The sequence below is a fragment of the Mycobacterium colombiense genome (genome assembly GCF_003284975.1).
Classification (GTDB): domain Bacteria; phylum Actinomycetota; class Actinomycetes; order Mycobacteriales; family Mycobacteriaceae; genus Mycobacterium; species Mycobacterium europaeum_A.
In genome coordinates, this window is sequence record NZ_QMEU01000015.1 from 17,505 (window position 1) to 31,998 (window position 14,494).

Sequence of the window (14,494 nt, forward strand, 5' to 3'; positions counted from 1 at the left end):
CAGTGGCAGAACGGTTGGCGGGAAAGGTCGCCCTGATCAGCGGCGGGGCCCGGGGGATGGGCGCATCGCACGTGCGGTCGCTGGTCGCCGAGGGAGCCAAGGTCGTCTTCGGGGACATCCTCGACGACGAGGGCAAGGCGGTCGCGTCCGAGGTCGGTGACGCCGCCCGCTACCTGCACCTCGACGTGACCAAGCCCGAGGATTGGGATGCGGCGGTGGCCACCGCGCTGAGCGAGTTCGGCCGCCTCGACGTGCTGGTCAACAACGCCGGCATCATCAACATCGGCACCCTGGAGGATTACGCGCTCTCGGAGTGGCAGCGGATCCTCGACATCAATCTGACGGGCGTGTTCCTCGGCATCCGCGCCGTGGTCAAACCCATGAAGGAAGCGGGCCGCGGATCGATCATCAACATCTCCTCGATCGAAGGCATGGCCGGCACCATCGCCTGCCACGGTTACACCGCAACCAAATTCGCCGTGCGGGGCCTGACGAAGTCGGCGGCACTCGAGTTGGGTCCGAGCGGAATCCGGGTCAACTCAATCCATCCCGGACTCATCAAGACCCCGATGACCGATTGGGTTCCCGACGACATCTTCCAGACCGCGCTAGGGCGGGCGGCCCAGCCCGTCGAGGTCTCCAACCTCGTGGTCTATTTGGCCAGCGACGAGTCCAGCTACTCCACCGGCTCGGAGTTCGTCGTGGACGGCGGGACCACCGCCGGGCTGGGGCATAAGGACTTCTCCAACGTCGAGACCGACGCTCAGCCGGACTGGGTCACCTAGCGGCGGTAACCGGTTCGGCGTCCTTGGCCGGCTTGGGCCACGGCGACGGAACCGGGCGTTGACGCACCCGTTGCGGCCACCAGAACCACTTGCCCAGCAGCGCGGCGATGGACGGTGTCATCAACGACCGCACGATCAAGGTGTCGAATAGCAGACCCAGTCCGATCGTGGTGCCGACCTGACCGATGACCGTCAGCTCGCTGACCGCCATCGTCATCATCGTGAAGGCGAACACCAGCCCCGCCGACGTCACCACCGAACCGGTGCCGCCCATCGACCGGATGATGCCGGTGTTCAGGCCTGCGTGAATCTCTTCCTTGAACCTCGCCACCAGCAGCAGGTTGTAGTCGGCGCCCACGGCCAGCAGGATGATTACCGACATCGCCAGCACCATCCAGTGCAGCTCGATGCCGACGAGGTGCTGCCAGATGAGCACTGAAAGCCCGAAGGACGCGCCGAGCGAGAGCAAGACGGTTCCCACGATGACCGCCGACGCCACCACCCCCCGTGTGATGAGCAACATGATGATGAAGATCAGGCACAGCGAAGCGATCCCGGCGATCAACAGGTCGTAGGTGTTGCCGTCGCTGAGATCCTTATAGATCGACGCGGTGCCCGCGAGGTAGATCTTGGAGCCCTCCAGCGGAGTGCCCTTCAGCGCTTCGTACGCGGCCTTCTTGATCGCCCCGATGTGCGAAATGCCTTCCGGCGACATCGGATCGCCGTCATGGCTGATGATGAACCGCACGGCGTGCCCGTCGGGGGAGATGAAGTTCTTCATGCCCTTTTTGAACTCTTTGTTATTGAAGGTCTCCGGGGGCAGGTAGAACGAGTCGTCGTTCTTCGAAGCGTCGAACGCCTTGCCCATGGCACTGGAGTTCTTCTGCGCCTCTTTCTGCTGGTCCTGTAGCCCCTTCTGGGTCGAATACATGGTCAGCATCGTCGTTTTCATCGCCTTCATGTTCTCGAGCATGGAAGGCATCAGCGCCACCATCTGAGGCATCAGGGTGTCGAGATGATCCATGATCGGCAGCAGGCTTTCGATGTCGTCGGTCATGGTGTCGATGCCGTCCAGGCCGTCGAAGACCGAGCGAAGCGACCAGCACACGGGGATGTCATAGCAGTGCTTTTCCCAGTAGAGGTAGCTGCGGATCGGACGAAAGAAGTCCTCGAAATCGGCCATGTGGTCGCGCAATTCATTGATGTCGATGGTCATGTCATGCATTTTTCTCACCATCACATGCATGTCGTTGGCCATCTGCGCGGTGATGCTCGACATCTTCTCCATGCTGTCGATGGTCGTCTGCATCATGTCGGCCTGGTGCAGCATGTCAGCCATCTGATCTTCTTGATACTTCTGGTTCATCTGCTGGCTGACGCCCTGCATGCTGATCTGAAAAGGAATCGAGGTGTGCTCGATCGGCGTGCCCTGCGGACGGGTGATCGCCTGCACGCGCCCGATGCCCGGGACCCGGAAGACGGTCTTGGCGATCTTGTCGATCACCAGGAAATCCGCCGAGTTGCGTAGGTCGTGGTCACTTTCGATCATCAGCACCTCGGGATTCATCCGCGCCTGTGAGAAGTGCCGGTCCGCGGCCGCATAGCCCTCGTTGGCTGGCAGGTCCGTCGGTAAGTATTTGCGGTCGTTGTAGTTGGTGCGGTAGCCCGGCAGGGTCAGCAAGCCCACCAGCGCGACCCCGATCGTCATGACCAGGATCGGACCGGGCCAGCGGACGACCAGCGCGCCGATCTTGCGCCACCCGCGAATCCGTTGCGTGCGTTTGGGTTCGAGGGTCTTGCCGAAACGCGTGGCCACTGCGATGACGGCCGCACCGAGCGTCAGGGCCGCTGCGACCACGACCACCATGCCGATGGCTAGCGGAATGCCCAGCGTCTGGAAATACGGCAGGTTGGTGAAGTGCAGGCAGAATGTAGCGCCGGCGATGGTCAAGCCAGACCCGAGCACCACGTGGGCGGTGCCCTTATACATGGTGTAATACGCCTCTTCGCGGGTCTCACCGATGGCGCGGGCTTCCTGATATCGGCCTATCAAGAAGATCGCGTAGTCGGTGGCGGCCGCGATCCCCAAGGTGACCAACAAGTTAGTGGCGAACGTGGAGAGTCCGATGAGCTTGAAATGGCCCAGGAACGCGACCATTCCGCGCGCGGCCGACAGCTCGAGCACCACCATCACCAGCGTGAGCAACACGGTGACGACCGATCGATAGACCAACAGCAACATGCCGATGATCACGGTGAACGTGGCGGCCGTGATCAGCTGCATGCTGCGGTCGCCGGCCTCGTGCTGGTCCGCTGACAGGGCTGCGGGACCCGTTACGTAGGCCTTCACCCCTTTGGGCGGAGGCACGCTCTTGACGATGTTCTGGACGGATTCCACCGACTCGTTGGCCAAGGCCTCGCCTTGGTTACCGGCGAGGTACACCTGGACGTAGGCGGCCTTGCCGTCGTTGCTCTGCGCACCCGCTCCGGTCAGTGGATCGCTCCACATATCCTGCACGTGTTCAACGTGTTTCGTGTCAGCGTCGAGCTTCTTGACGATCAAGTCGTAGTACGCGTGCGCATCCGCCCCCAAGGGATTCTGGCCCTCGAGGACGATCATCACCGAGCTGTTGGACTTGTACTCGTTGAACACCGCGCCCATACGCTTGGTCGCGACCACCGACTGCGCGTCGTCGGGGGCCATCGACACCGAGCGCTCCTTGCCGACCTCCTCCAGCTGGGGGACGGAGACGTTGAGCACCGCGATGATCGCGATCCAGCCCAAGATGATCGGCACGGCGAGCGCCCGGATGAGCCGGGGAATCTTGTCTCGCACCGGTTCGTCGACGACGGGAATGGTGTCGGTACGGGCGTCGTTTAGCGTTGTGCTCATGCGGATTTCACCATGCAAAAGGTCAGGGCGTGCACGCCGTGGGTGAGGTTCTCGTCCTTGACTTCGTCATCGATGGTGATGCGGCACCCGAGGGAGTTGCCGTCGCTTTGCGCTGACAGGTTTGGAAAGACCGAGGGCGCGGTGGTGCTCAAGACCAGCGTCCATGGCAGCGGCGCGCCGTCGACGCGCCTGGGGTCGGCGGACAGGTCCAAGTAGTTCACATTGGCCTGGCTGGCCGAGCCGAATACCTCGTACTTGACCACCTTGGGTTTGAACGGCTTGGAGTCATCGAGTCGCGGGCTGGTCATGATGCCCGTGTCGTGCGCGCCGAAGAACGACTTGACGCGAACGACGGCAAACCCGCCAACCAGCACGACCGCCACGATCAACAGCGGCAACCAGGCGTTGCGCACGAGTCTCGATATCTGCACCTAGGTGCCCCTTCCCCGGCACGCGGTGGTGACGTGGATCAGCGTTTGCGCGACCGGAAGTCGTGGGCAGGTGAGTGCCCACAAGTCGCATTGCTCAACAACGAATTGCGTCGATTGCTACGGTTCGCGCGCGCTGGAGCGTCAAGCGCGGTGAATGCTGCCCACCCACACCGGTTGACGTCCCCGGCGCCGATACCCGGTTCGCCTTGTTGCTGAAGCCTCCCCGCGTACCGCCGCCAGCGCATAGTACATGATGTGCATATCTTGCACTGCATGCAACATTTGCTACTGGTGTTTCAGGTCACTTTGTGAAGATGCTGTTCACCAGCGCGGCGGCCCGCTCAACATAGGGCATCGGCGTGTCGGCGGTTTCATTCGCCTCGCCGCTGGCCCACCTCTCGATGCCAGACCGCACCGCCGTTAACGCCAGCGCCGAAATCAGCGCAGCCATCTCGTCGTCGGGCTGCATCGCCTGGCGACGCACGATGATGTCGGTCAACTGGTTTTGGAAACGCTCCAGGTCGGCGAGGAACGCCGCCAACACGGCGGGCGAGGTCTTGGCGAGTTCCAGCATGTGGGCCGCGTGCTCGCGTCGCGGGGGCACGTCGCGCAGGTGGTGGGCGGCCAAGGTGATCAACTCCGCCAACACCACCGAGTAGGGAGCCGGCCCGGCGGCGACGAAATCCGCCACCAGTTCCGGCGGTATGTCCGACGGGCCGTAGGCCAGGGCGGATTCTTTGTTGGGGAAGTAGTTGAAAAAGGTGCGGGTGGCGATTCCGGCTTCCGCGCAGATCTCGTCGACGGTGACCTTGTCGAATCCGCGTTCCAGCGTCAGGCGCACCGCGGCGTCGCGGATGTCGGCGCTCGTCTGGCGACGACGGCGCTCTCGCAGCCCTACGGGATTGGCCATACTCATATAGTTGCACCTTGTGCACACTTTGCAGTCAAAAGGTGTCGCATCGAGGGTCCGCCGCCCAGTGCGTTGTGACTGGCAGCAAAGTCCGGCCGACCTAACCCAGGCAACCGGGCCGATGGGGCACCGGTTGGTAAACCGGTGCAGCCCAACGTAATTCGACTAGGCGATGCGCACGCTGCGTTGCACCACGGCGGTCACCCGCTTGGCGTGAGCGCGCCCCGCAAATAGTCGCATTGGCTTTCGAAGAACCTCGTCGAGATGGGTGCCTTCTCTGCAATCTGATCGAACGCATGGAAGGCGCCCGGAGCGATTTCCTCCTGCACCGGCACTCCCGCCTCGCGCAGGCGCCGCGCGTATTCCAGGCTCTCCTGATAGAAGAGGTCCAGCGTGCCCACGCCGATCCACGCGGGCGGCAGCCCTGACAGATCCTTGCGACGAGCCGGTGCGGCCTCTTCGGGATCGGCCCCGTTGAGGTACCACTGCCAGGCCAGCTGATTGTCGGATTCGGTCCACACGATGCGCCGGGACCCGTCGCGCTTGGCGCCGGTGCGATCGTCGAGCATCGGATAGACCAGCATCTGGAAGGCGATCTGGGCATCGTTGCGGTCGTGCGCCCGCTGGGCCACCGCGGCCGCGAAATTCCCACCGGCGCTGGCCCCACCGATGGCGACTCGATCGGGGTCCACCCAGGGCTGGCGTCCCAGCCACAGCAGGGCCGCATAGCAGTCTTCCACCGGGATCGGGTAGGGGTGTTCGGGGGCCAACCGGTGGTCCACCGCGGCAATCGCAAATCCGGTGCGCTCAGACAGCTTGCGCAGGTACTTATCGTCCTGGGCCGCGTGACCCATGATGGTGCCGCCGCCGTGGATCCACAGCAGTGCGGGCGCACGGTCGGGAAGGCCGGCCGGACGATGCAGACGAACGCTGACGTGCTGGTTGACCGCCGCGACGGGCACGGTGCGCAGGCGCCCCGCAGTGCCCATCAGGTTCATGAGGGCGCGCTGAACCCTCAGCCCGCGGTGCAGGGCGTAGCCGCGGGGCACGAACCGCGCCACCTTGCGAAGGCCGGGATCCAGGACGTGAGGGGACGTGAAGTCGTTGTCCGGGAGCCGGTTTGCCATCCGAGGCCCCCTGTTCCCTTGCGCCGGCAGACATCGCTGACCATACAGGAACGCGCGCGGTGTCCAGCAGCAGTTAGTGCGAACCGTCTTGGTCAGTGGTGAGTGAGCGCACCGCGCGGTCGAACATGGTCTGCTTTATCGCCCCCAGCGTGCCGGGGTCCTTGCCCTGCAGCGGTCGCAGCAGGTCGAGGGCCGCGTCGGTGACCGCGCCGTCGGCGCAGCTGGCGTCGACGATGCCGAATTCCTCCGCATCGGGGCCACTGAAGCGTCGGCCGGTGGTCATCGAGGCGACCGCGGCGCGAGGAGTGAGTTTGGCCTGGATGAGCGCGGCCATGCCGGGGTTGAACGGGATGCGGATGTCGACCTCGGGAAAACAGAAGTATCCGCGGTCGGCGCGCATCACGCGAAAGTCATGCGCGATGGCCAGCATTGCGCCGGCCCCGAACGCGTGACCCACGACGGCGGCCGCGGTCGGCAGGGGCAGGGTGAGCATGCGTGCCAGCAGCCGGTGCACCCGGCCGATGTACCACTGTCCCTGGTCGGTGTGGGCGCTCAGCCAGTCCAGATCCAGACCGTTGGAGTAGAACTTTGCGCCGGCCGTGGTGACCAGTCCCTGGGCGCCGTCGGCGACGGCCTGGTCGAGCGCTCGATCGATCTCATCCAGAAATGTTGGCGAGAAACGGTTTTCGTTCTCGCCGAGGCGAACGATGGCGATTTCGTCGGCGTAGTCCAATGTCACGGGCATGTGTTTCCTCTTGGGTTGCGTTGATATCTCCGAATCTCGGTCATGCGCGCCGGTGTCGCGGCGGAGAAGGTCCCACCGCGAGCACCGCGCGTACGGCTGCTTGTAGCTGCGCCCGGGTCGTGGTGCTCCCAAGCCGGTCGCGGCGCAGCAGCAGCGCGGTGGGCAGATCGACGACGCAACTGGTTATCGTGTCCAGCGCCGCCGCGTCCTTGCGGTCCCACACCGCGATGGCAAGGCGCACCAGCAACGCCACGAGCAGCTTGTCGAGATGCCGCAGCTCACCGGCAACATCGTCGGGAACATCGTCGGCGAGCACATCCTCGCGGCGCACCCGCAACACGAGCGTCGACGAGCCGGGATACTGCTCTGCGAACACCACCGCCGCTTCGGCGGCGGCCACCACGGCATCGATGGGGCCGCCGGGGCCGGCACCGGCCATCGCTTCGTCGACGAGCGACGTCTGCACCGCCAAGAAACGCCGACCCGCCCGCAGCCAAGCGTGGCCCATCAATCCGCCGCGCGACGTAAACGTATGGTACACAGCGCCATTGGACACGCCCACCGCGTCGCTGATGGCTCGGATGGTCACCGCGGTCGGGCCTGACCGCGCCACCAGCTCCTCGACGGCGTCGAGCACCCCGTCGGGATCATGCATGCGCGGGCGTGGCATTCGCCCACAATAACAGAGCAAGCGCTCTGTTATTCGCGCCGGGGCGCTCCCGGCCGCCGGGCGCAATGAACTTCTCGACGAGATGACCGCCGTGAAGGTGGTGCATTGGTCGGCGCCGCGCAGCTGACCCGGCTCGTAAGCGAAAAATGATCGCGCCGATTAGCGGCTCCCGAGATAATTCATTCGGACCTCACATCCGTCGGCTGTGGAGCGTCTACTCAATGACCGGTGAGTCGGTACCTGGCCGAAGTGGGGACAGCATCCGGAGGCAAGCCATGAGTTTTCACGATCTCCATCGCCGCGGCGCACCTTTTGTGCTGCCGAACGCCTGGGACGTTCCGTCGGCATTGGCCTACCTGGCGGACGGCTTCACCGCTATCGGAACCACCAGTTTCGGGTTGTCTTCCAGTAGCGGTCACGCCGACGGGGGGCGCGCCACCCGCGAGGCCAACGTCGCTCTGGCCGCCGAGATGGCGTCGCTGGGCTGTTACGTCAGCGTCGACATCGAAGACGGCTACAGCGATGACCCGGATGCGGTCGCCGACTACGTCGCGCGACTGCCGGTCGATGGACTCAACATCGAAGACAGCACCGAGGGACGGCTGATCGACCCCGCCCTCGCGGCCGCGAAAGTGGCGGCCATCAAACGCCGCAGCCCCGCGGTGTTCGTCAATGCCCGCGTCGACACGTACTGGCTAGGCCAGCAGGCCAACACGGCAAGCACCATCGAGCGGGCGCTTCTCTACGTCGAGGCCGGCGCCGACGGCGTTTTCGTGCCACTGGCCAACGACCGCGCCGAGCTTGCCGAAATCGTTCGTAATATTCCGCGTCCCATCAACACGCTGCCGGTTCCCGCGATGTCCCTCGGCGAGCTCGGCGCGCTCGGGGTGGCGCGCGTGTCCACCGGGTCGATGCCCTACAGCGCCGGGCTGTTTGCCGCCGCCTCGGCGGCCCGAGCCGTCCGTGATGGGGGCGTCTTACCGCCGTCCACGCCCTACGCCGAGCTGCAGTCACGGCTGGTCGACTACGAGCAGCGTTCGGCGACAAGGTGATTAGTTCGCGCTCTGAGGAGGTTGAGTGGATGCCGATACGACACGCGGTGATCGACAGCGCGCTGGGTGAGCTGACGCTCGTCGCCAGCGGCGACGCTCTGGCGGGCGTATATTTCCGGCATCACTGGCATCCGCCCACCGCCGACACACTGGGTTTACGGGTGGAGGCGGCGGCTGACGAACTTTTCGCCCGCGCGGCCGACCAGCTGGGCGAATACCTGGCTGGCGAGCGCACGCAGTTCGATCTTCCGCTGGCGGTGGTGGGTGACCTCCGGCGGCAACGCGTGTGGGATGTGCTGTCGGGCGTCGCCTACGGGCAGACGAAAACCTACGGCGAGCTGGCCGCGGAATTAGGGGATGGCACCACCGCGTACGAAGTCGGCCAGGTGGTCGGGCGCAACCCGCTCAGCATCGTGGTGCCGTGCCATCGGATCGTCGGAAAGGACGGATCCCTCACCGGCTATGCGGGTGGGCTGAAGCGCAAGCGGTTCCTGCTGGAGCTCGAAGAGCCGGAACCCGTGGTCGCCGGCAGGCTTTTCTAGCGCGATCGATAGATTGCGCTGCGCGACATCACAACCGGACGCAGCCGGTGAATGTTGCGCCGGTTAGCATCGACTGTCCGGACTCGATGTGGAGGGTGAGACGTTTGGCTGCGATACCCGTCATCGCGCTCACCGGTCACCTCGGAGCGGGCAAGACAACGCTGCTCAACCACCTACTGCGCCACCCCGGCACGCGAATCGGAGTGGTGGTCAACGACTTCGGCGATATCAACGTCGACGCCGGTCTGGTGGCCGGTCAGGTCGACGAACCAGCCTCGATCGCCGGGGGCTGTATCTGCTGCCTGCCAGACGGCGGCGGGCTCGATGAGGCACTGATCAAGCTCGCCGACCCCGCTCGGCGCCTCGATGCCATTGTCATCGAGGCCAGCGGCCTGGCCGACCCGGTGGCGATCGCGCGGCTCATCGGCTTCAGTGAGATACGCGGGGTCCGGCCGGGTGGGCTTGTCGACGTCGTCGATGCCGTGAATCACTTCGACACCGTCGACCGAGGCGCCCTGCCGCCGGTGCGCTACGGCGCAGCGTCGCTCATCGTGGTGAACAAGCTCGACCAGGTTTCGGAAGATGAGCGGTCGACGGTGCTGCACCTCGTCACGCAACGGGCGGCACAACGGAATCCGCGCGTACATGTCGTCGGCACCACGGGTGGCCAAATAGACCCGGAACTGCTGTTCGACGCCTCGGCCGCGTCCGGACAGGCCGGGCAACTCTCGTTTCTGGACCTGGCGCCCGAGCACGACCCCGAGCACGTGCACGTGCACGCCGATGCCGTCACGGTCAGCAGCTCCGGTTGCGTGGACCCCGATGCCCTGGTCGACCTTCTCGAAGAGCCGCCGCCGCAGGTGTTCAGGCTGAAAGGCGTCGTCGCGGTGCGGCACCGCATGACCGCACGAGAGTACGTCGTCAATCTGGTGGGCAGCGGAATCCACATCGCGAAGGCGCCGCAGGGAGCCATGGCCAATTGTCTCGTGGCCATCGGGATGCATCTCGACGTCCCCGCCGTCCGCGCCCGACTCGACAACGCACTGCAGCCCGCGCCGGGGGCGGCGCCGGCGCAAGCCTTGCGGCGGTTGGAGCGGTACCGGCGACTCAGCGCCTGAGAAAAGTCCGGCAAGATACGTCTCGATGTCATCTTCGCTGGGCGACGTGCTCGCCACCTTGGAGCTCGAGAGGGTCGACCAGTGGCTCTTCATCGGGCAGCAGTTGCCCGCGCCCGCCAACCACATTCTGGGTGGCCATATCTCCGCTCAGGCTTTGATGGCGGCAAGCCACACCTCGCCGGGCCGCGCGCCGCACAGCGTCCACACGTACTTCCTGCGGCCCGGCGATTCGCGTCGGCCGGTGGACTTCGAGGTTGTCGACCTTCAAGAGGGCCGGACGTTCTCGGCGCGCCGGGTGACGGCGCGCCAAGACGGCAAGATTTTGATGGAAGCGATGTCGTCGTTCAAGGTCACCGATTCTGCAAACGCGCAGGTCGTCTACCAACCGCCCATGCCGGCGGCTGTTGCCCCAGAATCCCTGCCGTGGGTTGCGCCGCATCTGGCGGAGTCCCACGAGCGCGCCCGAGGGCAGTGGGCAAGCCTGCGCTGGTTCGAGCGGCGCATCATCGACACCGAGGTCGCTCCGCCCGCACGCGCGCCGATGTGGTGGCGCCCCGACGGCCACGTTCCCGATGATCCAGTGTTGACCGCAAGCCTGGTGGCTTACCTGTCGGCGGTGACGTTGACGGAGCCGGCATATGCGGCGCGCGGTGGTGTCGGGGCGTCCGCTCAACGAGACCATTCGGTGTGGTTTCACGGCCCCGCGGCGTTGTCGGATTGGCTCCTCTACGACCGGTCCGCGCCGAGTAGCGCTGGTTCGCTGGCGTTGGCGAGTGGGGCCATGTTCAACCGCAACGGCACATTGGTGTGCACCGTGAAACAAGAGATGTATTTCCCGCCGCACACCGACTGAGACCATCAAGCAGCGCGTCGACGTATTGCCGGCGATGAAGGCGGGGAAGGGGAATCGGGGTCTGCAGGCCGGGTCAGGCGCCCGGTGCGGTGGTCGTGCGCGAGGCCAAGTGTGACGAAGCTCAACCAATAACAGTGACGGGGGTCATAGCCCGGCCGACATCAATCGGGTCATCCTGGCCGTTCGTTCGCAAATCTAACGGCTGGGAGCGTTATGGCCGACCTCAACTTCGCCTATGACCTGACCCTCGACGAGGCGCGCCGACGCAGCGCAGTGGTCGAGGCGATGACTGACGACTGGGACCCTATTGCCGTGCTCGCCCAGGAAGAACAGGCCTACGAAATGTTGTACTCGAATCTGGACGACGAGCAGCAACGGGTCTACGACAAGTTGGTCCGCGCCGGCGTGCTGCCCGAACGGACGGGCGCTCGTGCTGCCGATTGATCCGACCGCCGACCGTGCCCGCCGCGCATGGTTGCCCTGCCCGCGCTGCGATCACCGCGCAAAATGTGGCAATTGCCGAAGCAGCCGTAACTGCGATACGCACTGGCAGTATCTCCTGAGCAACAGGGGCACGCTGGTGCACCTGCAGTGCTCGGATTGCGGTCACCTTTGGTCGACCGACACGCATCGCCGCACGCGCCCCATGCGGTAGCGGATTGAGCGCCAATGACGCTGGCTCTTAGTTGCGGGTCTATTCGTCACAGTGACGTATTCGCCACGGCAAGTAATGGGGAGGGGATCGGGCTCACGACAAGGTCGACCGCACCAACACCACCGGGGTTGGCTTCAAACGGCGTGAAGGCCGTCATACTGAAAGCGTGACGACAAGCAAAGCGCGGGACACATCACCGAAGCGGATGTGGCTAACGCCGAAACAGCAGCGCGCCTGGATCACCTACATGCGCGTACAGCTGCGAATGAACTACGAGATGAACCGCCAGTTGCAGGCGGAATCCGGATTGTCGCTGGCTGACTACGACGTGCTGGTCGCACTCAGCGGTCATCGCGGCGACGGCATGCGCGTCAGCGATCTGGCGGCGGACATCGGCTGGGAGCGCAGCAGGCTGTCGCATCAGTTGCGGCGCATGGAGGAACGCGGCCTGACCGAAAGGCGGTCAAGCGTTGGTGATGGCCGGACCACCAATGTCGTCCTCACCCCGCGCGGGCGGCAGGCCATCGACGAAGCCGCTCCCGGTCACGTAGACCTGGTACGCAGGCTGTTCTTCGATCCGTTGCCCGAGAACCTGCTCGCACCATTCACCGCTGCCCTGGAGCATATTCACGTCAACCTCAACCACAACAGCTCGCTACCACCCGCGCTGAGCTAGAATTAGGTGAAACATCATCTAATCGAGAGGGTTGTCCCGTGAGCGATGTCATCAGTCATCTGATGGAAGCCAACCTGCTGGCCGTATTCGACGAACGCGACCCGCAGCGCCGTGCCGAGGCGATCACCGAGACGTATGCGGATGATGTGCAGCGGATCGACAACGAAGGTACCGCGTCCGGTCATGACGGACTGAACGCCAAAGCCGCTGCGCTGCAGGCCAATCTCGCCGGCCTCCATTTCGTCAAGGCGGGTCCGGTCCGCCAGACCCGCGGGCTGGGGCTTCTCGCATGGGAAGTTCGCACCCGGACGACAGCACTGTCGCCTCGGGCTTCGACGTGGCCGAGATATCCAATGAACGGATCGTGCGGTTGTGGACGGTGTTGAACACGACGGAATAGGTGATAAATCACCTGCGTTGTATGCGACGACGCACCCCCGCTAAAGAACGGAGTCCGATCATGGGACAGCTCGACGGAAAGACGACACTGGTCACCGGTGGAACCTCAGGGATCGGCCTAGCTACGGCCAAGCGGTTCGTCGACGAAGGCGCATACGTCTTCATCACCGGCCGCGACCGCGCCCGCCTCGACGAAACAGCCGCCTCGATCGGCGCCCACGGAGTGCAAGGCGATATCAGCAAGCCGGACGAACTGGATATCCTGGCCGCCGAAATCTCTGCGCATGGGAAGGGACTTGACGTAGTCTTCGCCAACGCGGGGGGTGGCGACTTTGCGGCCCTTGCCGATGTAACTCCGGAACACTATCGGGACAACTTTGATCGCAACGTCGCCGGCACGGTGTTCACCGTTCACAAGACGCTGCCGCTGCTCAATGAGGGCGCGTCGATCATCCTCGCCGGCTCCACCGCGGCCTCCGAAGGCGTCCCGGCATTTGGCCTCTACGCGGCTTCAAAGGCGGCCATCCGGTCCCTTGGCCGGACCTGGGCCGCGGAACTCGTCGACCGCAAGATTCGGGTGAACACCGTCGTTCCCGGCCCGATCGAAACCCCTGGACTCGCCGGGCTGGCACCTGGGGACCAGAAGCAGGATCTGCTTGACAGCATGGCCGATCAGGTACCGATGAAGCGGTTAGGACGCCCGGAGGAGATCGCCGCCGCGGTGCTTTTCCTGGCGTCTGATCAGAGCAGCTTCATGACCGGCGCGGAGCTGGCTGTCGACGGTGGGCAGACCCAGCTCTGACTTCGACGTCGCGAGAGGCGTCCGGCTTGCGATTCGGATGGATCGCCGAATAGTCATGCGCCCCACCACTATTCGTCACAGTGACGTATTCGTCGCGGCGGGCAGTGGGGAGGGGATGGGGATACCGCGGGTCGGTGGGGACATCTATCGCTTCGGATCCCCGCCGGCGCTATTGCGTTATCCGCTCCCGGCGATTGGATGGGCAGACTCCGCGTGAAGCGACGGGCGGCGCGAGGTCGCGTGGGCCGGCGGCTGGGTGAGCGCTTGCGGGATATGGATATTCGTCACGGGTGACGAATTGATGTATGCGGGTAGGAGGCAGGAGGGGCAAGTAACCACCCGTTGCGCGGGCAACCTGCCGACCGGCGGTCGTTGCTCGGGTGGATCGTCCGGCATTGATCGGCGGTGTCCGGACTGAGCGTCCCGCGATGAGGCTTGTCGCCGCGGCTGTAGGCGAGGCTGCACGGAGGCGCGGTCGAAGGCCCCAAATGGCTGGTCACCGCCATTCTCGGCGTGAGCTCGCGATTCGCTTTTGCCGATAAGCGACATTATGTCAGGTGAACCTATTGTGTACTGCCCTGCGGCGCAACGGGTTCCCCGCTTATCAACGAGGCCCATCATTCCTCGGCGAGATGTGGTGCTCATCGCGCACACTGGGACTCGCATCCGACGCTGTGGAGGACCGATACCGCAATGAATCCGGTCCGCTCGCGCCCTGACCGGCACCCGGAAATAGATAACGGCTCCTGCGTGCACCAAGCATCGGCGAGCAAGCGAAGTCGGCTGGGCATCACTTGTCGGATGCCGAGGTTGAGAATAGGCAGAAATCGAATATG

At 64.6% G+C, this 14,494-nt stretch carries 15 protein-coding genes; 9 read left to right on the plus strand and 6 right to left on the minus strand.

The genetic code is table 11. The features are described 5' to 3' along the window. The first annotated feature begins 2 nt into the window (after positions 1–2). Positions 3–785, plus strand: a complete 783-nt coding sequence (locus DQP58_RS07870) for an SDR family oxidoreductase (protein ID WP_112707886.1) — start codon at positions 3–5, stop codon at positions 783–785. Here the strand turns inward: DQP58_RS07870 and DQP58_RS07875 are convergent. The 6 genes from DQP58_RS07875 to DQP58_RS07900 form a co-directional block, all read right to left on the minus strand. Further along, on the minus strand, positions 778–3,678 hold the full coding sequence (locus DQP58_RS07875) for an RND family transporter (protein ID WP_112707887.1): 2,901 nt from the start codon (positions 3,676–3,678) through the stop codon (positions 778–780). The two genes, DQP58_RS07870 and DQP58_RS07875, sit on opposite strands and share 8 nt — an antisense overlap. Then, entirely contained in the window at positions 3,675–4,109 is a 435-nt protein-coding gene (locus DQP58_RS07880) for an MmpS family transport accessory protein (RefSeq protein WP_276310495.1), read from the minus strand. Before DQP58_RS07880 ends, DQP58_RS07875 begins: the two co-directional genes overlap by 4 nt. A 301-nt stretch (positions 4,110–4,410) precedes the next feature. After that, entirely contained in the window at positions 4,411–5,019 is a 609-nt protein-coding gene (locus DQP58_RS07885) for a TetR family transcriptional regulator (protein WP_112631346.1), read from the minus strand. 200 nt (positions 5,020–5,219) lie between these two features. Next, positions 5,220–6,146 carry an alpha/beta hydrolase gene (locus DQP58_RS07890; protein ID WP_112707888.1) on the minus strand — a complete coding sequence of 309 codons (927 nt, stop codon included), beginning with the start codon at positions 6,144–6,146 and terminating at the stop codon, positions 5,220–5,222. A gap of 73 nt (positions 6,147–6,219) precedes the next feature. Further along, a complete protein-coding gene (locus DQP58_RS07895) occupies positions 6,220–6,891 on the minus strand; it encodes an enoyl-CoA hydratase-related protein (RefSeq protein WP_112707889.1) in 672 nt (223 codons plus the stop codon). Positions 6,892–6,931: 40 nt separating this feature from the next. Continuing rightward, the gene (locus tag DQP58_RS07900) at positions 6,932–7,561 is read right to left on the minus strand and encodes a TetR/AcrR family transcriptional regulator (RefSeq protein ID WP_112707890.1); all 630 of its coding nucleotides are present in this window, start codon (positions 7,559–7,561) and stop codon (positions 6,932–6,934) included. A gap of 275 nt (positions 7,562–7,836) precedes the next feature. Here DQP58_RS07900 and DQP58_RS07905 point away from each other — a divergent pair, with 275 nt between their 5' ends. From DQP58_RS07905 to DQP58_RS07945, 8 genes are all read left to right on the plus strand, one after another. After that, entirely contained in the window at positions 7,837–8,613 is a 777-nt protein-coding gene (locus tag DQP58_RS07905) for an isocitrate lyase/PEP mutase family protein (RefSeq protein WP_112707891.1), read from the plus strand. Between the two features lie 29 nt (positions 8,614–8,642). Beyond that, a complete protein-coding gene (locus DQP58_RS07910) occupies positions 8,643–9,155 on the plus strand; it encodes a methylated-DNA--[protein]-cysteine S-methyltransferase (protein ID WP_112707892.1) in 513 nt (170 codons plus the stop codon). Positions 9,156–9,259: 104 nt separating this feature from the next. Then, positions 9,260–10,273 carry a CobW family GTP-binding protein gene (locus DQP58_RS07915; protein ID WP_112707893.1) on the plus strand — a complete coding sequence of 338 codons (1,014 nt, stop codon included), beginning with the start codon at positions 9,260–9,262 and terminating at the stop codon, positions 10,271–10,273. A gap of 25 nt (positions 10,274–10,298) precedes the next feature. Further along, positions 10,299–11,126 (plus strand): acyl-CoA thioesterase, encoded by an 828-nt coding sequence (locus DQP58_RS07920; RefSeq protein ID WP_112707894.1) that lies wholly within the window; start codon positions 10,299–10,301, stop codon positions 11,124–11,126. Between the two features lie 213 nt (positions 11,127–11,339). Beyond that, on the plus strand, positions 11,340–11,570 hold the full coding sequence (locus DQP58_RS07925; protein WP_112707895.1) for a DUF6400 family protein: 231 nt from the start codon (positions 11,340–11,342) through the stop codon (positions 11,568–11,570). A gap of 458 nt (positions 11,571–12,028) precedes the next feature. Further along, positions 12,029–12,457 (plus strand): MarR family winged helix-turn-helix transcriptional regulator, encoded by a 429-nt coding sequence (locus DQP58_RS07935; RefSeq protein ID WP_165827828.1) that lies wholly within the window; start codon positions 12,029–12,031, stop codon positions 12,455–12,457. Between the two features lie 38 nt (positions 12,458–12,495). Further along, entirely contained in the window at positions 12,496–12,843 is a 348-nt protein-coding gene (locus DQP58_RS07940; protein WP_240629620.1) for a nuclear transport factor 2 family protein, read from the plus strand. Between the two features lie 74 nt (positions 12,844–12,917). Beyond that, positions 12,918–13,658 carry an SDR family NAD(P)-dependent oxidoreductase gene (locus tag DQP58_RS07945; RefSeq protein ID WP_112707897.1) on the plus strand — a complete coding sequence of 247 codons (741 nt, stop codon included), beginning with the start codon at positions 12,918–12,920 and terminating at the stop codon, positions 13,656–13,658. Positions 13,659–14,494 lie beyond the last annotated feature (836 nt).